Origin of the sequence: Enterobacter sp. BIDMC 27 (assembly GCF_000534415.1) — a bacterium.
Lineage (GTDB): Bacteria > Pseudomonadota > Gammaproteobacteria > Enterobacterales > Enterobacteriaceae > Enterobacter > Enterobacter hormaechei_C.
In genome coordinates, this window is sequence record NZ_KI973178.1 from 3,919,997 (window position 1) to 3,944,655 (window position 24,659).

General features: G+C 55.1%; 21 protein-coding genes and 1 riboswitch. Of the genes, 12 read left to right on the forward strand and 9 right to left on the reverse strand.

Annotated features, from left to right (window positions below; genetic code table 11):
* The first annotated feature begins 10 nt into the window (after positions 1–10).
* A complete protein-coding gene (locus tag L463_RS04355) occupies positions 11–1,618 on the forward strand; it encodes an FGGY-family carbohydrate kinase (RefSeq protein WP_032104900.1) in 1,608 nt (535 codons plus the stop codon).
* Between the two features lie 96 nt (positions 1,619–1,714).
* Positions 1,715–3,022: an RbtT/DalT/CsbX family MFS transporter gene (locus tag L463_RS04350; RefSeq protein WP_032648880.1), complete on the forward strand. Its 1,308-nt coding sequence runs from the start codon at positions 1,715–1,717 to the stop codon at positions 3,020–3,022.
* A gap of 54 nt (positions 3,023–3,076) precedes the next feature.
* Here the strand turns inward: L463_RS04350 and fbaB are convergent, their stop codons facing one another.
* Positions 3,077–4,129 (reverse strand): class I fructose-bisphosphate aldolase, encoded by a 1,053-nt coding sequence (fbaB, locus tag L463_RS04345; RefSeq protein ID WP_032103273.1) that lies wholly within the window; start codon positions 4,127–4,129, stop codon positions 3,077–3,079.
* Between the two features lie 248 nt (positions 4,130–4,377).
* Between fbaB and L463_RS04340 the strand changes: the two genes are divergently transcribed.
* Genes L463_RS04340 through L463_RS04330 form a run of 3 tightly spaced genes read left to right on the forward strand, consistent with a single transcriptional unit; the run spans position 4,378 to position 7,606 of the window.
* Positions 4,378–5,655, forward strand: coding sequence for a nucleoside permease (locus L463_RS04340; protein WP_003859236.1), 1,278 nt, complete (start codon positions 4,378–4,380; stop codon positions 5,653–5,655).
* Positions 5,652–6,656: an ADP-ribosylglycohydrolase family protein gene (locus tag L463_RS04335; protein WP_015572351.1), complete on the forward strand. Its 1,005-nt coding sequence runs from the start codon at positions 5,652–5,654 to the stop codon at positions 6,654–6,656. Before L463_RS04340 ends, L463_RS04335 begins: the two co-directional genes overlap by 4 nt.
* Complete coding sequence (locus tag L463_RS04330; protein WP_017693065.1) at positions 6,653–7,606, forward strand: PfkB family carbohydrate kinase; 954 nt, start codon at positions 6,653–6,655, stop codon at positions 7,604–7,606. Before L463_RS04335 ends, L463_RS04330 begins: the two co-directional genes overlap by 4 nt.
* On the opposite strand, the gene L463_RS04325 is transcribed toward L463_RS04330, so the two are convergent.
* Genes L463_RS04325 through thiM form a run of 3 tightly spaced genes read right to left on the reverse strand, consistent with a single transcriptional unit; the run spans position 7,580 to position 9,936 of the window.
* The gene (locus L463_RS04325) at positions 7,580–8,326 is read right to left on the reverse strand and encodes a GntR family transcriptional regulator (protein WP_003859242.1); all 747 of its coding nucleotides are present in this window, start codon (positions 8,324–8,326) and stop codon (positions 7,580–7,582) included. The genes L463_RS04330 and L463_RS04325 overlap by 27 nt on opposite strands.
* A gap of 42 nt (positions 8,327–8,368) precedes the next feature.
* Entirely contained in the window at positions 8,369–9,169 is an 801-nt protein-coding gene (gene thiD, locus L463_RS04320; RefSeq protein ID WP_017383356.1) for a bifunctional hydroxymethylpyrimidine kinase/phosphomethylpyrimidine kinase, read from the reverse strand.
* On the reverse strand, positions 9,166–9,936 hold the full coding sequence (gene thiM / locus L463_RS04315) for a hydroxyethylthiazole kinase (RefSeq protein ID WP_023295038.1): 771 nt from the start codon (positions 9,934–9,936) through the stop codon (positions 9,166–9,168). The genes thiD and thiM overlap by 4 nt, the downstream gene beginning before the upstream one ends.
* Positions 9,937–9,971: 35 nt before the next feature.
* Positions 9,972–10,068: riboswitch (TPP riboswitch) on the reverse strand.
* A gap of 616 nt (positions 10,069–10,684) precedes the next feature.
* Between thiM and L463_RS24695 the strand changes: the two genes are divergently transcribed.
* The 4 genes from L463_RS24695 (at position 10,685) to L463_RS04300 (ending at position 15,587) form a co-directional block, all read left to right on the forward strand.
* Positions 10,685–11,785, forward strand: a complete 1,101-nt coding sequence (locus L463_RS24695; RefSeq protein ID WP_071993140.1) for a YadA-like family protein — start codon at positions 10,685–10,687, stop codon at positions 11,783–11,785.
* A gap of 185 nt (positions 11,786–11,970) precedes the next feature.
* Positions 11,971–12,414, forward strand: coding sequence for a hypothetical protein (locus L463_RS04310; RefSeq protein WP_032103270.1), 444 nt, complete (start codon positions 11,971–11,973; stop codon positions 12,412–12,414).
* A gap of 311 nt (positions 12,415–12,725) precedes the next feature.
* The gene (locus tag L463_RS04305) at positions 12,726–14,102 is read left to right on the forward strand and encodes a diaminobutyrate--2-oxoglutarate transaminase (RefSeq protein WP_032103269.1); all 1,377 of its coding nucleotides are present in this window, start codon (positions 12,726–12,728) and stop codon (positions 14,100–14,102) included.
* A gap of 18 nt (positions 14,103–14,120) precedes the next feature.
* Positions 14,121–15,587 (forward strand): pyridoxal phosphate-dependent decarboxylase family protein, encoded by a 1,467-nt coding sequence (locus L463_RS04300; protein ID WP_023304100.1) that lies wholly within the window; start codon positions 14,121–14,123, stop codon positions 15,585–15,587.
* A gap of 44 nt (positions 15,588–15,631) precedes the next feature.
* Here L463_RS04300 and L463_RS04295 read toward each other — a convergent pair whose 3' ends face one another.
* Genes L463_RS04295 through L463_RS04285 form a run of 3 tightly spaced genes read right to left on the reverse strand, consistent with a single transcriptional unit; the run spans position 15,632 to position 19,418 of the window.
* Positions 15,632–17,830: a polysaccharide biosynthesis tyrosine autokinase gene (locus tag L463_RS04295; RefSeq protein ID WP_032103268.1), complete on the reverse strand. Its 2,199-nt coding sequence runs from the start codon at positions 17,828–17,830 to the stop codon at positions 15,632–15,634.
* Positions 17,830–18,279, reverse strand: coding sequence for an arsenate reductase/protein-tyrosine-phosphatase family protein (locus L463_RS04290; RefSeq protein ID WP_017383364.1), 450 nt, complete (start codon positions 18,277–18,279; stop codon positions 17,830–17,832). The genes L463_RS04295 and L463_RS04290 overlap by 1 nt, the downstream gene beginning before the upstream one ends.
* Positions 18,279–19,418, reverse strand: coding sequence for a polysaccharide export protein (locus tag L463_RS04285; protein WP_017383365.1), 1,140 nt, complete (start codon positions 19,416–19,418; stop codon positions 18,279–18,281). Before L463_RS04285 ends, L463_RS04290 begins: the two co-directional genes overlap by 1 nt.
* 482 nt (positions 19,419–19,900) lie before the next feature.
* Here L463_RS04285 and L463_RS04280 point away from each other — a divergent pair, with 482 nt between their 5' ends.
* Both L463_RS04280 and L463_RS04275 read left to right on the forward strand, forming a co-directional pair.
* Positions 19,901–20,233, forward strand: a complete 333-nt coding sequence (locus tag L463_RS04280) for an RcnB family protein (protein WP_017383366.1) — start codon at positions 19,901–19,903, stop codon at positions 20,231–20,233.
* Positions 20,184–20,663 carry a GNAT family N-acetyltransferase gene (locus L463_RS04275; protein WP_032103267.1) on the forward strand — a complete coding sequence of 160 codons (480 nt, stop codon included), beginning with the start codon at positions 20,184–20,186 and terminating at the stop codon, positions 20,661–20,663. The genes L463_RS04280 and L463_RS04275 overlap by 50 nt, the downstream gene beginning before the upstream one ends.
* An 89-nt stretch (positions 20,664–20,752) precedes the next feature.
* On the opposite strand, the gene apbC is transcribed toward L463_RS04275, so the two are convergent.
* A complete protein-coding gene (apbC, locus tag L463_RS04270; protein ID WP_023295046.1) occupies positions 20,753–21,862 on the reverse strand; it encodes an iron-sulfur cluster carrier protein ApbC in 1,110 nt (369 codons plus the stop codon).
* A 137-nt stretch (positions 21,863–21,999) separates the two neighbouring features.
* On the opposite strand from apbC, the gene metG reads away from it, so the two are divergent.
* Entirely contained in the window at positions 22,000–24,033 is a 2,034-nt protein-coding gene (metG, locus tag L463_RS04265; RefSeq protein WP_023304104.1) for a methionine--tRNA ligase, read from the forward strand.
* A gap of 109 nt (positions 24,034–24,142) precedes the next feature.
* Here the strand turns inward: metG and L463_RS04260 are convergent, their stop codons facing one another.
* Positions 24,143–24,613: a YehS family protein gene (locus L463_RS04260; protein WP_015572337.1), complete on the reverse strand. Its 471-nt coding sequence runs from the start codon at positions 24,611–24,613 to the stop codon at positions 24,143–24,145.
* Positions 24,614–24,659: the final 46 nt, after the last annotated feature.

The window sequence follows — 24,659 nt, forward strand, 5'->3', positions numbered from 1 at the left end:
GGCCGCAAGGATGAAGAGTACACCAGAAACCGTTATCGGCGTAGACGTCGGCTCCGGCAGCGTCCGCGCGGGCATTTTCGATCTCAGCGGCAGGCTGCTTTCCCACGCGACGCAGAAAATTGCCACCGTGCACCGCAGCGGAAGCCGCGTGGAGCAGTCCAGCGCCGAGATCTGGCAGGCCGTTTGCCGCTGCATCCGCGAGGCGCTGGCGCGCTCCGGGACGACTCCGCAGAGCGTTGCCGGCATCGGGTTTGACGCCACCTGCTCGCTGGTGGTGTTGGACAACAATGGCGAACCGCTGGCGGTCAGCCCTGACGGTGAAGCGGAAAACAATATCATCGTCTGGATGGATCACCGTGCGACAGACCAGGCGGAGCGCATCAACGCCACCCATCATCCGGTGCTGGACTATGTTGGCGGAAAAATATCGCCCGAAATGGAGACGCCCAAGCTGCTGTGGCTGAAAGAAAAGCATCGTGAGGTCTACGATCGCGCCTGGCAATTTTTCGATTTGGCCGATTTCCTGACCTGGCGCGCGACGGGCGATGTCACCCGTTCCATCTGTACCGTAACCTGTAAATGGACGTGGCTGGCCCATGAGAATCGCTGGGACCCGGACTATTTCCGCACCGTTGGCCTGGACGAGCTGGCCGGAGAAGATTTTGTCCGCATAGGGCAGCATATTGCCGCCCCCGGCACCCCTTGCGGCGAGGGCTTAACGGAGCAGGCCGCGCGTGAGATGGGCTTGCTGCCAGGCACGCCGGTGGCGGTAGGGTTAATTGATGCCCACGCTGGCGGCATCGGGACGTTGGGCGTTGGCGGCGGCGCGCTGAACAATCTTGCGTATGTCTTTGGCACCTCATCGTGCACCATGACCAGCGCCGAGAGCGCCGTTTTTGTGCCCGGCGTCTGGGGGCCTTATTTTAGCGCGATGGTACCTGGACTGTGGCTGATTGAGGGCGGACAAAGCGCCGCGGGTGCCGCTATCGAGCGGTTATTAAGTTTCCATCCTGCCGCACCGCAAGCGCGCCAGCTGGCACAGGAGTCAGACCTGCCGCTGCCGGTTTACCTGGCGGACCGACTTTTACAGACCTTCTCCACCGCCTCAGAGGCGGTGAACCTGGCAGCAGGACTGCACGTGGTACCCGAATTTCTGGGTAACCGCGCGCCCTTTGCCGATCCCCATGCGCGGGCCACGATCTGCGGGCTGGGCATGGAGAACGATATCAATAACCTGATGGCACTGTATGTGGCAGGTCTGTGTGGTATCGGTTACGGTTTGCGACAAATCATTGACGCCCAGCGTGAATGCGGCGTACAGACCGAAAATATCGTTATCAGCGGCGGCGCGGGCCAGCACCCTTTCGTTCGCCAGCTGCTGGCAGATACCTGCGGGCTGCCGGTGTTAGCGACCCAATGCAGCGAACCGGTATTACTGGGTTCGGCCATTCTCGGGGCGGTGGCGGGAAATATAGCGCCTTCAGTGACCGATGCCATGAAACAATTTACCCACGTGGATAAATATTTCTATCCGCAAGCGAACTTTCAGTCCCTTCATCTGCGTCGATACGAGGCTTATAAGCAGTTACAACAGACTGCGACAGTAATCAGAGAATAAATACACGTCAGTATATTTAGAGAAAAAGACAATAAGAAAACTCACGCCGGAATATTTCCGGTGTGGGCTTACCTGTACGCTACAAACGAGGTCAATATGTCCGAAATAAATAAACAGTGGCTGGGATTGCCGCTGAACCTGCTATGGGGATATCTGGCGATCGCGGTCTTTATGACGGGTGACGGTTTCGAGCTGGCATTCCTGTCGCACTATATTAAATCACTGGGCTTCACGCCTGCTGAAGCCTCTTTCGCCTTCACGCTCTACGGTCTCGCGGCGGCGCTCTCCGCGTGGATCTCCGGCGTGGTGGCTGAAATCATCACCCCGCAAAAAACCATGCTGATTGGCTTCGTCCTGTGGTGCGTTTTCCACGTCCTGTTTCTCGTTTTTGGTCTGGGTCAGGCAAATTACGCATTAATTCTGCTGTTCTATGGGATCCGCGGTCTGGCCTACCCGTTATTTTTGTACGCCTTCATCGTGGTCATTATTCATAATGTGCGTAGCGATAAATCCAGCTCGGCGCTGGGCTGGTACTGGGCGGTTTACTCTATCGGCATCGGCGTGTTCGGCAGCTACATTCCGAGCTTTACCATTCCGCACATCGGGGAGATGGGCACCCTGTGGCTGGCACTGGCGTTTTGTCTGGCGGGGGGAGTCATCGCCATGGTATCCCTGCGCAGCGTCAAAACCCCAACGCACATGCATAATCTCTCCACCCGGGAAAAATTCGCCGAGCTGGGCCGTGCAGCGACGCTGCTCTACACCAACCGCAGTATTCTGCTCTCCAGCATGGTGCGTATCATCAACACCCTCTCCCTGTTCGGGTTTGCCGTCATCATGCCGATGATGTTTGTTGACGAACTGGGCTTCACCACCTCCGAGTGGCTTCAGGTCTGGGCGGTATTCTTCTTCACCACCATCTTCTCGAACGTCTTCTGGGGCGTGGTGGCGGAAAAAATGGGCTGGATGCGGGTGGTGCGCTGGTTTGGCTGCATCGGGATGGCGCTTTCGAGCCTGGCGTTTTACTACATTCCGCAGCACTTCGGGCATAACTTTGCCATGGCGCTGGTCCCGGCCATCGCGCTGGGGATTTTTGTGGCGGCCTTCGTACCGATGGCGGCGGTGTTCCCGGCGCTGGAGCCGCGGCACAAGGGGGCGGCGATTTCGGTGTATAACCTTTCAGCCGGTCTGTCTAACTTCCTTGCGCCGGCGATTGCCGTGGTGCTGCTGCCCTGGTTCAGCACGCTCGGCGTGGTCATCGCCTATACGGTGCTTTATCTGCTGGCTTTTGTTCTGTGTGCCTTTATCCGCGTCACGCAGCCGGGTTTAGAAAAAGCAAATAGCAGCAAGAGAAGGATGGCGGGTCTGCTGAATACTCCTCATCCTGAAACGCTGAAGGAGTAAGCGAGAGAACTTTCCTGCCGGGTCACGCTTATCCCGGCAGGAAGATGCGTGCGATTAGGCAATCGTCACTTTATTGTCCAGATAGACATCCTGAACCGCATTAATCAGCTTCACGCCGTCGGCCATGGATTTTTTAAACGCCTTGCGGCCCAGGATCAGCCCCATTCCACCGGCGCGTTTGTTAATCACCGCCGTGCGCACCGCGTCGGTCAGATCGGTTTCACCGCCTGCTGCACCGCCGGAGTTAATCAGCCCGGCGCGGCCCATGTAGCAGTTAGCCAGCTGGTAGCGCACCAGATCGATAGGGTTGTCGCTGGTCAGCTTGCTGTAGACGCGGTCGTCGGTATAGCCAAAGTTCACCGCTTTATACCCGCCGTTATTCTCGGCCATTTTCTGTTTCACGATGTCCGCGCCGATGGTTGCCGCCAGGTGATTTGCCTGACCGGTCAGATCCGCTGATACGTGGTAATCCACGACGTCTTTCTTAAACGCGTTGTTACGCAGATAGGCCCACAATACGGTCACCATCCCCAGCTCGTGCGCGCGCTCAAACGCGGCAGAGATCTCTTCTATCTGCCGACGCGACTGCTCAGAGCCAAAATAGATAGTCGCCCCGACCGCTACCGCACCCATGTTGAACGCCTGTTCGACGCTGGCGTACAGTGTCTGGTCGTATTCGGTTGGGTAGCTCAGGGTTTCGTTGTGATTCAGCTTGACGAGGAACGGAATGCGGTGAGCATAGCGGCGGGAAACGGAGGCCAGCACGCCATACGTCGATGCCACACAGTTACAGCCCGCTTCAATCGCCAGCTCGACAATGTTTTTCGGGTCAAAGTAGAGCGGGTTAGCAGCAAACGACGCTCCCGCCGAGTGCTCTACGCCCTGGTCAACGGGCAGAATGGAGAGATACCCGGTCCCGCCCAGACGACCGGTATTGTAAAGCGTCTGCATGTTTCGCAGTACGGCAGGCGGACGGTTGTTGTCGACCATGACGCGGTCTACGTAATCATGGCCAGGCAGATAAAGCTGGTCGGCTGGAATGGTCATACAACGATGCTGTAAAAGGCTGTCGGCGTTTTTGCCAAGCAGTTGCGCAATATCAGTCATAGTGATGCTCCCGTAAGTCCGACATGATGTCGGAGCGTGTGATCCAAGCCCACGTTTTTGCAGGCAGACTAAGCCTGGTACCGACTTAACCTATTTTCCACCATTTGCAACTTTTTTAAGCACAATCTGCTGGCTCGTTTCGTGTACAACATTTTTGTTACACTGATCAAACAATCGCCTTAAAGGTATTTAAAAGGTATTATCACATGGTATGTTACATGCGTACCTCTGACATGCAGGATTAAAAAATGAAAACGAAAGTCCAACTGTCATTCATGATGTTCGTTGAATGGTTTATCTGGGGCGCATGGTTTGTGCCGCTGTGGCTATGGCTGAGTAAGAGCGGGTTTACCGCCGGGGAAATTGGCTGGTCGTATGCCTGTACCGCGATTGCCGCGATCCTCTCTCCCATCCTGGTCGGCTCGCTGACGGACCGTTTCTTCGCCGCCCAGAAAGTGCTGGCCGTGCTGATGTTCGCTGGCGCGATTCTGATGTATTTCGCAGCACAGCAAACCCAGTTCAGCACCTTCTTCCCGCTGCTGCTGGCCTACTCCCTGACCTATATGCCGACCATCGCGCTGACCAACAGCATCGCCTTTGCGAACGTCGATGACGTGGAGGCTGATTTCCCGCGCATCCGCGTGATGGGCACCATCGGCTGGATTGCCTCCGGCCTGGCGTGCGGCTTCCTGCCGCAGATGATGGGCTATAGCGACATCTCTGACACCAATATCCCGCTGCTGATGACCGCTGCCAGCTCCCTTCTGCTTGGCGTCTTCGCGCTGTTCCTGCCGAATACCCCGCCGAAGAGTACCGGCAAGCTGGATTTCAAAGTGATGCTGGGGCTGGATGCGCTGATCCTGCTCCGCGATAAAAACTTCCTGGTGTTCTTCTTCTGCTCGTTCCTGTTCGCCATGCCGCTGGCCTTCTACTATATCTTTGCCAACGGCTATCTCACCGAAGTGGGGATGAAAAACGCCACCGGCTGGATGACCCTCGGCCAGTTCTCTGAAATCTTCTTCATGCTCGCTCTGCCATTCTTTACCAAACGCTTTGGTATTAAGAAGGTCTTGCTGCTGGGCCTGATCACCGCCGCCATTCGCTACGGTTTCTTTGTTTACGGCGGCGCCGAGCAATACTTCACCTACGCCCTGCTGTTCCTCGGCATTCTGCTGCACGGCGTAAGCTATGACTTCTATTACGTAACCGCGTACATCTACGTGGATAAAAAAGCGCCCGTGCACATGCGCAACGCGGCGCAGGGCTTGATCACGCTGTGCTGTCAGGGCTTTGGTAGCCTGCTGGGTTACCGTCTCGGCGGCGTGATGATGGAAAAAATGTTCGCATATAAAGAGCCGGTGAATGGGCTGACCTTCAACTGGGCCGGAATGTGGACGTTTGGTGCAATCATGATTGTGGTGATTGCCGTGCTGTTTATGCTGTTTTTCCGCGAATCGGATAAAGAGATCACCGCAATTGAGGTGGTTGATGGCGATACCGCGCTGACACGAGGGGAAGTTAAATGAAACAAGACCGTATTCTCGGTGCTCTTTACGGGCAGGCGTTAGGGGATGCGATGGGGATGCCGTCGGAGCTGTGGCCGCGCAAGCGGGTGAAAGCGCACTTCGGCTGGATCGACCGTTTCTTACCCGGCCCGGCTGAGAATAATGCCGCCTGTTACTTTAAGCAGGCCGAATTTACGGATGATACGTCGATGGCGCTGTGCCTGGCCGACGCGATTATCGAATGCGACGGGGAAATTAACCCTGACGTTATCGGTAAGCATATTCTGGACTGGGCGCTGGATTTTGACGCGTTCAATAAGAATGTGCTCGGCCCGACCTCCAAAATTGCCCTGAACGCCATCCGTGACGGCAAGCCGGTGAGCCAGCTGGAGAACAACGGCGTCACCAACGGGGCGGCGATGCGCGCCTCCCCGCTGGGATGCCTCCTGCCAGCCACGCGTCTGGCGCACTTTGTGGAACAGGTTGCGTTAGCCTCCAGCCCGACCCATAAATCGGATCTCGCCATCGCCGGTGCGGTGGTGATCGCCTGGGCGGTTTCACGCGCTATCGACGGCGAGCGCTGGCATCACATCGCCGATGCCCTGCCGGGTATTGCCCGTGCGGCGCAGGAGGCGAACACGACCACCTTCAGCGCATCGCTTTCCGCTCGTATTGAGCTGGCCCTGAAAACCGTGCGCGAAGCCAACGGTACCGAGTCCGCCAGCGAGCAGATCTATCAGCTTATTGGCGCGGGCACGAGCACGCTTGAGTCCGTTCCGGCGGCGATTGCGATGGTCGAACTCGCGGGTACCGATCCGAACCGCTGCGCGGTGTTATGCGCCAACCTGGGCGGTGATACTGACACTATCGGCGCGATGGCAACGGCCATCTGCGGCGCGCTGCACGGTGTACAGGCCATTGATCCGGCACTCAAAAACGAACTTGATGCCGTAAACCGGCTCGATTTCGGCCACTACTGCGAAAAACTGCTGCACTTCCGGGAGCAAAGGGAGGGCGTATGAGTGCTTTTGCCCGCCGTCTCGAAACCCTTCACGCCACGCGCCCCGTAACGGTACTCGGCGCGGCGGTCATCGACGTGATTGCCGACGCCTACGCCCTGCCCTGGCGCGGGTGTGATATCGAGCTGAAGCAACAGGGAGTGAATATTGGCGGCTGCGCGCTGAATATCGCCATCGCCCTGAAGCGGCTCGGCATTGCTGCGCAAAACGCCCTTCCCGTCGGCCACGGCGTGTGGGCCGATATTATCCGTAACGCCATGGCGAAGCAGGATCTGCACAGCGCCGTGGAAGCGGAAACGGGCGATAACGGCTGGTGCCTGGCGCTGGTGGAGCCTGACGGTGAACGGACCTTTATGTCGTTTAGCGGCGTGGAGAACCAGTGGCAGCAGCGCTGGCTGGACGGGTTAAGCGTGCCGGCAGGGAGCCTGATCTCTTTGTCCGGCTACCAGCTGGCGTCCCCCAGCGGTGAGCTGCTGACGGCCTGGCTGGAAAGTCTTCAGGATGTGACGCTCTTTATCGATTTCGGTCCGCGCATCGCGGATATTCCCGACCCGCTGATGGCGCGGATCATGGCCTGCAAACCAATCGTCTCGCTCAATCGTCAGGAGGCGGAACTTGCCGCCGAATGGCTTGGCGTAAACGTGGAAGAGCTCGGCACACGGTGGCAGCAGAGGTTTGGCGCTGCGCTGATCGTACGCCATGATAAAGACGGGGCGGTCTGGTACGACGGTGACGCTTCCGGACACGTTCCGGCGTTTCCTGCTACCGTGGTCGATACCATCGGCGCGGGTGACAGCCATGCGGGAGGTACCCTTGCCGGGCTGGCCGCGGGATGGTCACTGCCAGAGGCGGTGCAGCTTGGCAATGCCGTAGCCGCCTGGGTAGTCAGCCATCGCGGTGGCGACTGCGCCCCCACGCGCGAGGCCCTACTCCTCGCACACAAAGACGTATAGGTCGCTGCGGCAGTAGCTGATGCTGTACTCAATTGGCCGGTGCTGTTGATCGAGCGCGACTTGCTTGATCACCAGCACCGGTATCTTATCGTCCATCTTGATATGCGCCTGAAACTCGCTGTCCGGCATCCGGGCGCTGACGCGGGAACGGGTGCGCTGCGGAAAGATATTCTGGCTGCGGAAGTAATCGTAAAGCGAGACGCCGATGTCGTCCGGATTGGGGATTAATCCTACCGGTACCCAGGACTCCTCTATTGATACCGCATCGTCATCCACGTAGCGGATGCGCTTAAGCAGAAATACATCGCTGTCCGGCGCAAGGGAAAGGTGGCGGGCGATCTCCTCCGGACATTTCACGACGCGTTTATTAACCCACAGCGTGTTGGGCGTTTTGCCCCGCAGCACCACCTGCTGAGAAAACCCGCGCGCCTCTTTTAGCGAATATTCAAAGATATTGTTGATTTGCGTACCGTATCCACGCGCGCGGGTGACGACGCCGGCCTCTTCCAGCGCCTGCATCGCTTTACGCACCGTAATGCGCGACACACCGGCCAGCTGGCTCAGATCGCGCTCGCCCGGCAAAATATTACCGTGCGCGAGCACGCCGCTGCGTACCGCGTTTTTAACCGTTTCGGCAAATTTCAGGTACAACGGCGTGTTGTCCGGTGCGGCAATTCGTTCCTTGAGTTGAGCAATTAACCGGGTATGCGCTTGTTCCATCTCTGTTTTTCTCTGGCATAAGGTTTTATGCCAGTATACGGCTTACCACCATGCATGAAAATGGTGAACCGGCCCAATACCGTGACCCACTTCCAGAGAATCGGCTTTTGCCAGCGCGCACGAGAGCCAGATCTTCGCCTCCTGCACCGTATCCGCCCAGTTCGCGTTTCGGGGACGCAGCGCCGCCAGCGCCGCCGAGAGCGTACATCCCGTGCCGTGGGTGTTTTTGGTCTGTACCCGCGGGGCGGTGAAACGTTGAGCGCCATCGCGGGTGAAGAGCCAGTCCGGGCTTTCTGCATCATCAAGATGACCGCCTTTCATCAGCACCGCGCTGCATCCCATCGCCAGCAGCGCATTGCCCTGCTCTTTCATCTCACGTTCGTTTTGCGCGTGTGACGCATCCAGCAGCGCGGCGGCTTCAGGGAGGTTTGGCGTGATCAGCGCCACCTGCGGCAGCAGCTTTTTACGCAGGGTGTCGACGGCAGAGGCGGAGAGCAACGGATCGCCGCTTTTGGCCAGCATCACGGTATCGAGCACCACGTTTTTTATCTGATAACGTTTGAGACGTTCAGCGACCGCTTCAACAATGTCCGCCTCTGCAAGCATGCCGATTTTGGTGGTGTCGATGCGTACATCGCTGAATACCGAATCCAGCTGTGCGGCGACAAAATCCGGCTCAATACGATATACCGACTGTACACCGCGCGTGTTTTGCGCCACCAGCGCGGTGATAACCGAGCATCCGTAAGCGCCGAGCGCAGAGAAGGTTTTCAGGTCTGCCTGGATCCCCGCTCCGCCGCTGGGATCGGTTCCCGCAATAGTCAGGGCATTAATGCGTGTCATACCAGCTCCTCCAGCGCGTAAAGCGCATCCAGAAACGCCGGGGCAAAGCTGCCGGGGCCCCGGCTGTGAGTCAGTGCAGCTGCCCCTGCGCGCTTCATAAAGCCGCAGGCTGCCGTCGCATTATCAAGCCTGTCGCCAGGCAGCGAACAGCAGGCGGCGACGACCGCCGAGAGCGCACAGCCTGTTCCCACCACGCGGGTCATCAGCGGGTCGCCGCCCGCGACCGTACGGGTTCGCTGACCATCAGTGATGTGATCCACTTCTCCTGTGACGACCACAACGGCGTGGGTCTGGCGGGCGAGCGTCTGCGCAGCGGTCAACGCGCTCGCCGCCGTATCGGTGGAATCAACCCCGCGCCCGCCCGCACTCATTCCGGCAAGGGCGAGGATTTCGGAGGCGTTTCCACGAATGGCCGCAGGTTTGAGGGACAATATTTGCTGGCAAAATCGGGTGCGATACGCCAGCGCGCCAACCGCAACCGGATCCAGAACCCAGGGCGTACCCGCGGCTACCGCGCTCTCAATGGCCCGACGCATCGACTGGGCGCGCGGCGCGGTGAGTGTTCCCACGTTGATGAGCAGAGCATCGGCAAGCGCGGCAAACTGTTCCGCTTCCTCGGCTTCGATCACCATTGCCGGGGAAGCACCCAGCGCGAGCAAAACGTTGGCGGTGAAGGTCTGCACGACATCGTTGGTCATACAGTGCGTGAGCGGGGAACGGGTTCGGAATTGATGTAAAACGTGTGAATCGAGCAGGTCAGGCTGCATGGTTTCGCTCCTGCCGTGCGTGAAGAAGCGATGACCGGGCAGGCATCTGACTTCCCTACGCTGGCATTATCCAGATCAGGTAATACGGGTATTTCTCAGCCTTCACAAAGAAGGGCACCCCGAGTCAAATTACTTATAAAACAGCTATTTACGAAATAGCAATTCGTAGTCATGTAGTGTAACCGGGGGGTAACCCGGGTGCAAGGGGTTTTGGGCTGTCCGTTAATCCCCTGTAACGAACAATAAACGACAAGATATTAACTACCCTCTATATGTATACATTATTGTTCAGTTAATTATCCCGCCAGATTTGTTAAGAACACATGAAAAATATTATTTACTCACTGTGCTGAGAAATATTATTTTTATCCATAATGACGCACCGGGAGTGCTTTTATAAGACAGCCCACCTTCTTTCGTATGAAATAAACCCACATATTAATGTAAACATTTATTTTGCAGAATTTTATCTCTGTCAAACACTTAATTTAACTCTCTCATTTACCACCTCATTTTCACCTTAATGTTTACATTAATAACAACCGCAAAATGACTTTTACGCCGTCGGAACTATTCATAATATTTATGACTTAGATCAACATCATTGGTTTGCGTTTAATTGATAGTTTACTCGCGTTACTAAATAAGATTTAGACAACGTTCACCCGTTTTTTAAATCCACAAAACAAAGCGATTCAGCTTCAGTATTTTTCGACAATTAATGATGTGAGCTTTTCAAATGAAATCTATGAATAAAACCTTTATTGCTATTTTTGTAATGGGCATTGTCTTAGCGGGTACAATGAGCCAGGCTGAAGCCGCGAATACGGTTTGGGACGATCAGCAAATCACTAATATTGTAAATGACCATCAGGATCAGATTGCACAAAACAACGCTGATAGCATTAACCGTGATATCGCAACGGATAACCGCTTAACGCAGGTTAATGACGACCTTCAGTCCACAAAATTAGGCGTGTTAGTCGTGGATAAAATGGCTAACGACGCACATCAGAAAGCGTTGCTTGCCGGCGCGCTTGCCGATACCGCCAGTCTGAAAAGTGAGACGGCCCTACAGGGTGTGGCGACTAACGGCGCAGCCATTATCAACCTTCAACACGTCGATAATATTCAGGATAGCCGCCTTACTGCTCTAGAAAATGCACCTAAACCCATCAACGGTACAGATGGAGCGAAAGGTGATAAAGGGGAGACCGGTGCGACTGGCGCAAAGGGCGATAAAGGGGATACCGGCGCGACTGGCGCAAAGGGTGAAAAAGGGGATATCGGTGCAACCGGCGCGAAGGGTGAAAAAGGCGATGCTGGCGCGACAGGCATGAAAGGTGATAAGGGTGATAAGGGTGATACTGGCGCACAAGGCATTGCGGGAAGAAACGGTCGCGACGGTGTAGACGGTCATAACGGTAAAGATGGTGTGACAACCACCGTGACACAACGACAGCTGGATACGGCTATCCAGGCGAAGGTCGCTAAAAATAGCCTGGCTGTTACTGCCGCCACGCAGGATCTGCAAGCCACCAGGCAGACATTACAGGCAATGAATACTACCACCAGCCAGCAATTTAAATCTCTGCGTGATGAAGTGGACAATAATAAGAAGCAGGCCAATGCCGGTATTTCAGGGGCGATGGCGATGGCGGGTTTGCCACAAGTGCAAACCAATCAGCGCGTCATGTTCTCTGCTGGCGGCGCGACTTACAACGGCGAGAGCGCGCTTGCTGTCGGTGCGTCCGTTAACTTTAATTCCCATGTCATCGCGAAAGTGAGCTTCTCAGATGATACCGCGAATAATATGGGCGCTTCGGTTGGGATTGGAATGGGCTTTTAACGCGTAAAATAATCATCGGGAAAAATAGAATGCCTCATTTTAGCGGATGGGCATTTTGTTAATACAAAAAGATGTCTAAATATATTTTTATTTCGGTAGCCCTGTATCTGATGCTGATTTCGGTCGGGATCTGGATCGGCGTGATGTATGTCTCATGGTATTTGTGTCGTTTTTAAGGCGATAAAATGAAAAAAGTAATGATGTTCGTTATAAGTACCACCGTGCTTGCAGGTTGTGTCTCGCCGGCGCACGCCATAAACGCCCATTATCGCGCTCAATTAGAGCGTTCGGGATGCACGCAAATGAGCGCTGGCGATGGCTCTTGTGATATCAGCAAAACCAAAGCGGAAAACGCGGCACAACACGAACCAGCGACATCCATTCACGATCCCCTGCGTGAAGCCTCGTTCTCGTCGGACACGGTTAACGCCACGCTTTCTAACGGCTTTTTTAGCGCCACCGTTAACGGCAAGAAAGCCAGCGTTAAACGCCTGAATGCGAATTTCTATGAGATCCGTGGTAATGGTTTTGTGATATCGCTAAGCCTGGATGAAAACGGTATTACGGACGCGTCGTGGAATAAAACGAAGGGACGCGAACACGGTATTTTACGCGTTAGCCAGAAATAAACAGCGTAAGGAGGCTCACTGCCTCCTTTTCACCTGACAATCGCACGATTTGTCACACTCTTTTGTCTGATTTTACAATGCGGATAAATCATACGTAAGCTACTGTTTTTATTTAGCATAAAGTGCAATCTCCCCCATACAAACGGCGTTCTTCCCTGCCCTGTGCCCTGTGTCACAAAACAGTAAGCAAATTAACCATTGAGCCCGGTGACAAAAGGCTCTATATTGGCGGCGTTTTTTTCAGGCCCCATCTGTTTTTTAACTTTTTATTCAATCGTTGCTCATAACGAAGCGGCGGTTGTAGGAGTGATATGATGACGGATAAAGTCCGTATTGACACCGTAGATGCCCACAAAAGCAACGAAACCTATCTGGCCCGTCAGGCCGAATTTGAATCTAACGTCAGGAGTTATCCGCGCAAATTGCCTTTAGCGATTACGAAAGCAGAAGGCGTGTGGATCACCGATGCAGATAATAAAGAATACCTTGACTGTTTAGCAGGCGCAGGCACCCTCGCGCTTGGACACAATCATCCTGATGTGCTGAAAAGCATCCAAAATGTCATTACCAGCGGCTTGCCGTTACATACCCTGGATCTGACTACGCCGTTGAAAGACGCGTTTTCAGAATACCTGCTCTCTCTGTTGCCTGGTCAGGGCAAAGAGCACTGCCTGCAATTCACTGGCCCGTCCGGGGCTGATGCCGTTGAAGCGGCGCTGAAGCTGGCGAAAAAAGTGACCGGTCGTAGCGGTATCATCAGTTTCTCTGGTGGTTACCACGGTATGACCCACGGCGCACTGTCCGTCACCGGCAACCTGTCTCCGAAAGAAGCGGTTGACGGTATGATGCCAGAAGTCCAGTTCATGCCTTACCCACACGAGTACCGTTGCCCACTGGGTATCGGTGGTGAAGCGGGCGTGAAGGCGCTGACCTACTACTTCGAAAATCTGATTAACGACGTCGAAAGCGGCGTGCGTAAACCTGCCGCGGTGATCCTCGAAGCCGTTCAGGGTGAAGGTGGCGTGAACCCGGCGCCTGTTGAGTGGTTGCAGCGCATCCGTAAAGTCACTCAGGAACACGGTATCCTGCTGATCCTCGACGAAGTCCAGGCTGGCTTTGCCCGTACCGGTAAATTCTTTGCCTTCGAACACGCTGGCATTGAGCCAGACATCATCGTGATGTCTAAAGCAGTCGGTGGCGGTCTGCCGCTGGCCGTGCTCGGTATCAAAAAGCAGTTCGATGCATGGGCGCCAGGTCACCATACCGGTACTTTCCGCGGCAACCAGCTGGCGATGGCTACCGGTCTGACCACGCTGAAGATCCTGAAAGACCAGAACATCGCGGGCAAAGTAGCTGCACAGGGCGAATGGCTGAAAGGCCAGCTGAAAGAGATGGCGAAACGCTATCCGGTGATCGGCCACGTTCGCGGTCTGGGCATGATGATCGGTATTGAAATCGTTAAGCCACATGAAGCCGCCGATCACATGGGTTGCTTCCCGGGCGATGGCGAGCTGTCTGCACTGATCCAGAAGAAATGCTTCGAAGCCGGCCTGATTCTGGAGCGTGGCGGCCGTAACGGTATCGTTCTGCGTCTGCTGCCTTCTCTGCTGATCAGCGATGACGAGCTGAAAGTCTTCTTGGATAAATTCGAGCAGGCACTGCTTGCTGCGGGCGTTAGCCCGGCGTAACCGGAGTTGTTGAATACGATGTCTGATTCAAACCCAATTTTGTTCTCCTCTGCGCAGAGCATTGAAGCTTACCAGCAGGCGATTGAACAAAGCACTCAGGCTGTGATGCAGTGGCTGAAACAGCCTGAGATGTACCAGGGCAAAACGGTCGCGGAGCTGCGCGACCGTATTAAGCTGGATTTCAACCCGAAAGGGCTGGGCAACGAAGCGGCGATCGAACGCGCCGTGGAGTTCTTCCTGAAAGACAGTTTGTCCGTTCATCACCCGCAGTGCGTGGCGCACCTGCACTGCCCAAGCCTGGTGGTTAGCCAGGCGGCGGAAGTGCTGATCAACGCCACTAACCAGAGTATGGACTCCTGGGATCAAAGCCCGTCCGCAACCATCATTGAGATCAAACTGATCGAATGGCTGCGTACCCGCGTGGGTTATCAGGCTGGCGACGCAGGCGTCTTCACCAGCGGCGGCACCCAGAGTAACCTGATGGGGCTGATGCTGGCGCGTGACGCGTTCTTTGCGCGTCAGGGCCACTCGGTTCAGCAGGACGGTCTGACAGGCGATCTGCGTAAGATCCGCGTGCTGTGTTCAGAAAATGCCCACTTCTCCGTGCAGAAAAACATGGCGCTGATGGGTCTGGGCTACCAGTCCGTGGTGCAGGTGAAAACTGACGAATTCTCCCGCATGGATCTCACCGATCTGGCGGCGAAAATCGAACAGTGCAACGCGAACGGCGAGCAGATCCTGGCGATTGTGGCCACGGCCGGTACGACCGATGCGGGTGCTATCGATCCGCTGCGTGCTATTGCTGAGCTGGCTGCGAAACAGAATATCTGGGTGCACGTTGATGCGGCCTGGGGCGGCGCGCTGCTGATGTCTGAGCAGTATCGTCACTACCTGGACGGTATCGAGCTGGTGGATTCTGTCACCCTGGACTTCCACAAGCAGTTCTTCCAGACCATCAGCTGCGGTGCGTTCCTGCTGAAAGAAGCGCGTCACTATGAACTGATGCGCTATCAGGCGGCCTATCTGAACTCTGAATTCGATGAAGAAGCTGGTGTACCTAACCTGGTCTCCAAATCTCTGCAAACCACGCGCCGTTTCGACGCGCTGAAACTGTGGATGAGCCTGGAAGCGCTGGGTCAGGAGCAATACGCGGCAATCATCGATCACGGCGTGACGCTGGCACAGCAGGTTGCGGCTTACGTGAAAGAGCAGTCTGCTCTGGAACTGGTGATGCAACCCCAGCTGGCAAGCGTGCTGTTCCGATTCCGTCCGCAGGCGCAGATGGATGACGCCGGTATTGCCCTGCTGAACCAGAAAATTGGCGATGCGCTGCTGGAGTCTGGCCGTGCAAACGTCGGTGTGACCGAGCATAACGGTATCACCTGCCTGAAGCTGACCCTGCTGAACCCAACCGTGACGCTGGAGGACGTAAAAATCCTGCTGTCCCTGGTTGAGCGTACCGCGCAGGAAGTGATGGCGAAGTAATACTTATCCCTCTCCCACCCGGGAGAGGGATTGTTTTTCCCGCGCTAACGCCTTTCCCCTTTTTTCCTCGAAGCATAACCGTATTCATACTGGCTGTACCCCGAGCTGTAATACAGCGCTGCGGATTTAACAATATCGTTGAGGATTGTGCCGCTGACCTTCACGCCAACGTGCTGTAACCGTTTAACGGTATTCTCCATCTCTTTCACGCTGGTGTTATCGAAACGGGCAACCATTAGCGTTGTTCCGGCTGCTCTGGCGACCAGCGCGGCATCGGTGACGGCCAGGACCGGCGGTGTATCAATGATGACGATGTCATATTGCTCGTTAACCCAGGACATGACGGAAAGGAATCGTTCGCTTAACAGCAATTCTAACGGGCGCAGGGGTTCCGGGCCGCAGGTGATGACGTCAATTCCCCCTTTTTCAGCATGCTGAATGACCTCCGCTAAGTCGCGTTTCCCTTCGAGCAGGCAGGACAATCCGTGGCGGTTCTCCAGACCAAAAATATTATGAACATAGCCCTGGCGCATATCCGCATCAATAAACAGCACCCGCTGACCGCTCTGCCCGGCGATGGCCGCCAGATTCGTCGCCACCAGCGTTTTTCCGCAGTCCTGCGTGGGGCCAGAAATCATCACAATGCGGTTCTCAGCCTCCATCATGGTGAAATGCAGACTGGTCCGCAGCCCGCGCACCGCTTCAACAAACATATCAGCAGGGCGATCGACGGGCAGGAAAGGCACATCCGAGGTTTTGTGTTTCCAGCGACGAGAAAACGGATTTTTTCTGCGCAACTGCGTTTTACTCCACAGCCACTGTGAACGTGGCAACGTAGCCAGAACCGGCATCCCCTGCGCTTCCAGCTGTTCGGAAAGCGTGATCCCACGTTTGAACGCCTGACGTACCAGCACGGTCCCCATTGAGAGCATTAGCCCGAACAGCGCGCCAAGAACGATGATTAACGCTTTACGCGGCTTTATCGGGTCCGGCAGCGTAACAGCCTCATCAATGATCCTCACGTTCCCGACAGCGCTGGAGCGGGAAATATTCAGCTCCTGCTGGCGCGTCAATAGCTGTAAATAAATCGTGCGACCCGACTCAACATCACGGCTCAGGCGTAAAATCTCCTGCTGCGTGGAGGGCATAGCTGACACACGGTTATTGAGACGCTCCCGTTCCCGCTCAAGGGTCTGTCTCTTTTCATGCAATGCACGATAGGTAGGGTGACTTTTTTTAAAGAGCTGGGAGATCTCTGCCTCCCGGAACGTCAGCTCATTTAGCTGATTCTCAACGTTAACAACCTGATCCAGGACAGATTTTGCCTCCAGAGACAGGTCCACCGAGTCTCGCTGCGCCCGGTAGGCATTCAGCCGCGCTTCTGCCTGATCAAGGTCCGCGCTGATTTTCGGCAACTGCGCCTGTAAAAAATCCAGACTACGAGAATCCTGAGCCTCCTGGCGCGCGATATTTTGCTGGAGATAATTTTCAGCAATTGCATTCAGCACCCGGGCGATGCTGTCAGGATCTTCGCCCGTCAGGGTTAAGGTCACGATACCGCTCTGTTTCTCCGATTCCGCAACCGTGAGACGCTTCTTCAGCGCGTTGATCGTCTCAAGCCGCGTCAACGACTTAAGCGAAAATTGCGTGCCTGGCATCGCCTCAATCGACGTCACCAGCAGAACGATCCCTTGCGTAACCAGCGTTTTCCCAACCTGGCCGTCGGCCTCAATGTTTTCGCCCGTCAGGTGATATTTTCCCGCTTCCTGTACGGTCAGCGTGAGCTCTTGCGCTTTGCCTTCCACCTGCGGGATCTGGAGTTCGCCTAACGTGATTTTGCCCTGCTCACGCCCTTGCAGACGCTGCCAGAGACGCCCCACCACAGGCAAAACGCGCTGCTTTGCCTGCTGTGTCAGAGCTAATTTGTCAACGGTCTCGCCGAGGATCATGCGGGATTTCAGCAGTAAAATTTCAGGGGCAACATCCGGCGACACATCGGTGCCCAGCTGGCTCAAACCTTTGAGCAGGTTGTTATCCTGTTTGTTTTCAATTTGCACCATGGCATCCGCCTGATAAACAGGTGGCGCAATCCAGGCATAGAGACCGGCGCACAGGATGAACAGGAACGTCACGCACAGAATCATCGTGCGGTGGTCGATCATCTCGACGAGCAAACGAACGAGATCGACTTCATGTTGTTGGGGTGCCGCTGCACCATAATTGTCTGTTGTGTAAGACGACATTAATGCTTCATTCCTTTCTGACCTAAACGACGTGCCCATTCCTGACTGGCTTTACCCAATAACCCAAACACATATTCAAACGCTTCCCGGCTTTGACGGTAGGGATCGGGGATCTCCTGCGGCTCCAGCCATTGCCCAAAAAGCAGCGACTTTCCTCGAATCTCCGGCGCCATGGCCGCAATGAAGCGAAGATGTTCCGGCTCCATAACCAGGATAAGATCGGATCCCTGCATCAAATTGCGTGTCAGCCTGCGCGCCACATGACCGTCGAGGGAAATCCCATGCCGCCAGGCTACGTCCTGGGCGCTGTCATCCGCCGGGCACCCTTCAAGCCCGAATATGCCCGCCGAGGCGATATATCTGTCGGGCAGGTGCTGGCGCAAAAGCCGCTCCCCAATCGGAGAACGGCAGACATTTCCGGTGCAAACCACGAGTATTGATTTGAACATTATTGCGGCCACGATCTGATGTAACGAACCGTTTCGGTAAGGTCATGCACCCCGCTGATGGTCGGAACAAGCTGTGATATCACGCGATTCCAGCGGGACAGTGGTGCAGTGGTGACATAGACAATGTCATAGGGCTCAAGCTGAAACTCGGTGCCTAACACCATGGCTGATGCGTCCTGAGCATTGAGCTGGTAGAGGTTGGCAATTTTTTCTGAACGCTCGCTTTTCGGCAGCGAACGAATGACAAAAATTCCGGTGGCATCGGCCATATTCTGGTTCAGCCCACCGGCATTGCCCAGCGCTTCGGCCAGGGTCATGCCGCTGCGATCCATTTTCAGCGTGCTCTGTTTAACGACCTCGCCCATGACGAACACTTTCAGCGCATCGTTACGGGGGACAAACAGAATATCGCCGGGATAGAGCAGCTTATTTTGCGTGAGATCGCCATGCTGCATCAGCGCATATAGCGAGAGGCGCGTGTCCTTCCCATTATGCGTCAGCACGACATTGCGCCAGTCCGCGTCGGCAGAGAGCCCCCCAGCGGCGTTCACGGCATCCATGACCGTTAACGGGATATTGGTAATAGCCTGCTGCCCTGACTTCACCACCTCGCCCGTCACATAGGCTTTTTGTGAGCGAAAAGAGGCGACGCTGACATCCACCTGCGGGCTTTCAATAACATTGTTCAGCCGGGCCGTGATCTCCTCGCGTACCCGTGCGACCGTTTTGCCAGCCACCGGCAATTTACCGACATAGGGATAGAAAAGTGTGCCGTCGGCATTGACCCAGTTACCGGTGTCACTGGCGCTACGATACTGCCCTGCCGGGGTTGTCAGTTCAGGGTGATCCCAGACGGTGACGGTCAGAATATCCCCAACGCCGATACGGTATTCCCAGTTTTTGACCTGTTCATCCAGATTAGGATTTGCCTGAGATTTCAAAACCGATGGCCGCAATTTTTCAATTAACGAAGGCGTAAGAGGATAAACATCAATCCGTTTCTCAAGACGATCATTTGCATCTTCTGCGGCAATTATCTTTTTCCCAGCGAGATCGAGATGCTGGCCAGGGTAAAATACGCAGCCAGATAAGGGGGTAATAATTAAAAATAATATCGATACAACTGTTGTGTTTTTCATTTATTACATAATATCTTCTATAGTAGTGATTATCGTATACAGGATAAAACAGTAACATTTCAGTCAAGCACAAGTTGCTGTTATTCAATGAATTAACAGAAACGCAAAGAGTATTTATAAAACCACACGACATTCCTTTGGGCAGACTTTACAGCCCTGCATTGTCTTAATCAGGCTTTCGGAAAGAGGGTTTCAGGCAATCTTAAATGTTCTATTTGTTGAATGCATGCCTGAATCTTAGTAAATTTGCCTTGAAAATGTTTTTTCAGAATTAATTAATAAACCAATAATTATGTTATCTGTATAAGCTCATATTTATTCGTCGAAGTAATAATTAATGACGGTTGCGACTACACAAAACCGTGCACTTTTGTTACATTTTTTGCAAACTCACCCTGTGAGGATACTTAAAATGAACTGTCTGCCATCCGTTAGCGGATCTGCACACAAAAAGTATCAGTAACGATATGACTGGAGAAAAAATGGCTAAGCGTAAATTGTTGCTTCTGGGTGTATTACTGTCACTGGCGGGGGCCGCGCACGCTGCACCGCAAACATCGACAGCGCCTTCCGGCATCAAGGCCTATGAAGAGCAAGAGTTTATTGCCGATTTTACGAAGTTTAAAATCGGCGACACCGCGCCCGCGCAGTATCAGACGCCTGAGTACACCATCAAACAGTACCAGCTGCGTAACCTTCCCGCGCCCGATGCCGGCACACACTGGACCTACATGGGTGAGAATTATGTACTGATTGGCGATGCCGATGGCAAAATCTACAAAGCCTATAACGGAGATATTTTCTATCACCGCTGATACGATCCTAATCCGTCCGTGGCAGGAGAGCGATCGCCCTTTCCTGCGCACGCTCTTCCTCCACGCCCGACGTGAAGCCTGGCCGTGGCTGGACAGTTCTGCGTGGCAGCTTGAAGATTTTGACGCGGCAACCCTGGACGAAGGGATTTGGGTGGCGGAGCAGGATGGGCACCGACTTGGCTTTGCCTCAGTCTGGACGAACGATAATTTTCTGCACAACCTGTTTGTCGATCCGAACTATCAGAGCCTGGGCGTCGGACATGTGTTGCTTGAACACGTACAGAAGACCTTTACCAGCACGGGTTCACTCAAGTGTCTGGTGAAGAATGAGCGGGCGGTTGCGTTTTACCAGCGCCACGGCTGGCACATTGAGGCGACGGGAGATTCTCCGGACGGAGAGTATTATTTGATGCACTATCGGCTTGGGTAAAGTCAGGTGGCGCTACGCTTACCTGACCTACAAAATCGAGCCAGGCCGGGTAAGGCGAAGCCGCCACCCGGCACTAACGCGCAGAGGCGTTACACCGCGCGGAAGGCGATTTCACCCGGAATGACTTCGCCCTGCCAGTAAAGCTGCGCCGCAACGCGCCCCGCCAGCTGACGATAGATTTCCGTGAATTCGCTATCCGGACGGCTGACCACCGTCGGCTTACCGCTATCCAGATCTTCACGCAGTGTGATATGCAGCGGCAGTTGCCCCAGCAGTTGCGTGTGGTATTGCGCCGCCAGCTTTTCGGCGCCACCGGTACCAAAGATAGGCTCATGGTGCCCGCAGTTGCTGCAAATATGCATGCTCATGTTCTCGACGATACCCAGTACCGGCACCTCCACCTTCTCGAACATGACGATGCCTTTTTTGGCGTCGATCAGCGCGATATCCTGCGGCGTGGTGACCACGACGGCGCCGGTAACCGGAATGTTCTGCGCCAGCGTCAGCTGGATATCACCGGTGCCCGGCGGCATGTCCAGTACCAGATAATCGAGGTCAGGCCACATTGTCTCCTGCAACATTTGCAGCAGCGCCTTGCTGGCCATCGGGCCACGCCAGACCATTGCGTTATCGTCCGTGACCAGGTAACCAATGGAGTTGGTCGCCAGACCGTGCGCCACGATTGGCGCCATGTGGGTGCCGTCCGGCGAAGTTGGACGCTGGTTTTCCGCCCCCAGCATGTTTGGAATGGACGGGCCGTAGATATCCGCATCCAGAATGCCGACTTTCGCCCCTTCAGCCGCCAGCGCAAGCGCCAGGTTCACAGCGGTCGACGATTTACCCACCCCGCCCTTGCCCGAGCTGACGGCGATGATGTTCTTCACGCCGTTAACGCCCGGCTGATTTTTCACGCGCTTGAGCGTGGCGATGCTGTGGCTTAGCTTCCAGTCAATTGCATTTGCGCCGGTAATGCGCAGCAGCTCAGAGCTGGTTTGCTCTTTCAGGGCATCAAAGGCGCTGGTCCAGACGAACGGCATCTGTAGCTCAATGTGCAGCGTATCGTCCAGCCATGCGACGTGATGAAGCGCTTTCAACGTCGTGAGATTGTGCTTCAGGGTTGGATGCTGAAAATTAGCCAGCGTCCCGGCGACCATTGCTCGTAAGGCTTCCGGTGATTTGGCCTGGGATTGAGAACTCATCCCGACTCCTTTGTTCTTGTGAATAAGACCTTAGACAAACAAGTTTACCTGAAAGGCCGCGGTTTGTGCTTACTTAATAATGCCCCTTTTGGTAATATCGAAAACCCTTTTCACAGTTAAAAGAAGTAATGCCTACTATGACTCAAGTCGCGAAAAAAATTCTGGTAACGTGCGCCCTGCCGTACGCCAACGGCTCAATCCACCTCGGCCACATGCTGGAGCATATCCAGGCTGATGTCTGGGTCCGTTACCAGCGAATGCGCGGCCACGAGGTGAACTTCATCTGTGCGGACGATGCCCACGGCACGCCGATCATGCTGAAAGCGCAGCAGCTGGGCATTTCCCCGGAACAGATGATCGCCGAAATGAGTCAGGAGCATCAGACCGATTTTGCTGGCTTTGACATCAGCTATGACAACTATCACTCCACGCACAGCGACGAAAACCGCGAGCTGTCAGAGCTGATCTACTCCCGTCTGAAAGAGAACGGTTTCATTAAAAACCGCACCATCTCTCAGCTGTACGATCCGGAAAAAGGCATGTTCCTGCCGGACCGTTTCGTCAAAGGCACCTGTCCGAAATGTAAATCCCCGGACCAGTACGGCGATAACTGCGAAGTGTGCGGCGCAACCTACAGCCCGACCGAGCTTATCGAACCGAAGTCCGTGGTCTCCGGCGCGACGCCGGTGATGCGTGACTCCGAGCACTTCTTCTTCGACCTGCCGTCGTTCAGCGAAATGCTGAAGGCGTGGACCCGCAGCGGTGCGTTGCAGGAGCAGGTCGCGAACAAAATGCAGGAGTGGTTCGAATCCGGGCTGCAACAGTGGGATATCTCCCGCGATGCGCCCTACTTTGGTTTCGAAATCCCGAACGCGCCGGGCAAATATTTTTACGTCTGGCTGGATGCGCCGATTGGCTACATGGGGTCGTTCAAGAATCTGTGTGACAAGCGCGGCGACACCGTAAGCTTCGACGAATACTGGAAGAAAGATTCCGATGCCGAGCTGTATCACTTCATCGGTAAAGACATCGTTTACTTCCACAGCCTGTTCTGGCCAGCAATGCTGGAAGGCAGCAACTTCCGCAAGCCGACCAACCTGTTCGTACATGGCTACGTAACGGTGAACGGCGCGAAGATGTCTAAATCTCGCGGGACGTTTATTAAGGCCAGCACCTGGCTAAACCACTTTGACGCGGACAGCCTGCGCTACTACTACACCGCGAAGCTCTCTTCCCGCATCGACGATATCGACCTGAATCTGGAAGATTTCGTGCAGCGCGTGAACGCGGACATCGTCAACAAGGTGGTGAACCTGGCGTCCCGTAACGCAGGTTTTATCGCCAAACGCTTTGACGGCGTGCTTTCTGCCGAACTGGCCGATCCTGAGCTGTATAAAACCTTCACCGACGCCGCCGCTGCGGTTGGCGAAGCCTGGGAAAGCCGTGAATTCGGTAAAGCCATTCGCGAAATCATGGCGCTGGCAGACGTGGCCAACCGCTATGTGGACGAGCAGGCGCCGTGGGTGGTGGCGAAACAGGAAGGCCGCGACGCCGACTTGCAGGCGATCTGCACCATGGGTCTGAACATGTTCCGCGTGCTGATGACCTGGCTGAAGCCGGTTCTGCCGCAGCTGGCAGCCCGCGCGGAAGCATTCCTGAACACCGAACTGACCTGGGATGCCATCCAGCAGCCGCTGCTCGGCCACAAGGTGAACACCTTCAAGGCGCTGTATAACCGCATCGAGATGAAGCAGGTTGACGCGCTGGTGGAAGCATCCAAAGAAGAGGTGAAAGCGGCTGCCGCACCGGTGACCGGCCCGCTGGCGGACGATCCGATTCAGGAGACCATCACCTTTGATGATTTCGCCAAAGTCGACCTGCGCGTGGCGCTGATCGAAAACGCGGAGTTCGTGGAAGGTTCTGACAAACTGCTGCGTCTGACCCTGGATCTGGGCGGCGAGAAGCGTAACGTCTTCTCCGGCATTCGTTCCGCGTATCCTGATCCGCAGGTGCTGATTGGTCGTCAGACCGTGATGGTGGCAAACCTGGCGCCGCGCAAAATGCGCTTCGGCATCTCTGAGGGGATGGTGATGGCCGCAGGCCCGGGCGGGAAAGATATCTTCCTGTTAAGCCCTGACGAAGGCGCGAAGCCGGGTCAGCAGGTGAAGTAATAAAAAAGCCGGATGAGAATCCGGCTTTTTTTTTGCCCGGCGGCGCTACGCTTGCACGGGCCTACGGGTTTTGTAGGCCGGGTCAGGCGAAGCCGCCATCCGGCTAAAATCACCCCTTCTGGTTATGCACCCGCTGCGTCAACCCACGCAGGAAATAACGCAGAAACTGATCCCCACACTCGCGGTAATTCTTATGATCCGGCGCGCGCATCATGGCGGTGATTTCCGGCATCGACACGCGAAATTTCTGCTCGGTCATGATCGCCAGAATGTCGTCAGTTTTCAGGGAGAAAGCAATACGCAGCTTTTTCAGCACCGTATTGTTATTCACCCGACGCTCCAGCGCCAGCTCAGGCGCAGATTCATCTTTGCCGCGCTTGTCGTAGATCAGGCCATTCAGAAAGCCCGACAGAATAATGTCCGGGCAGCGAACAAAACCCTCTTCATCTTCTTTAGTCATCCAGGTGTCGAACCCGGCGGACGTGGATTCCATGTCGGAGAGCGCAAGAATGCGCACCATGTCATTATTGTTCGCTTTCAGGGTGTAGCGCAGGCTACGAAGAATATCGTTACTTAGCATAGAGCCTTCGAATGTCGATGATGCAATGGCGCGCAGTGTACCAGTT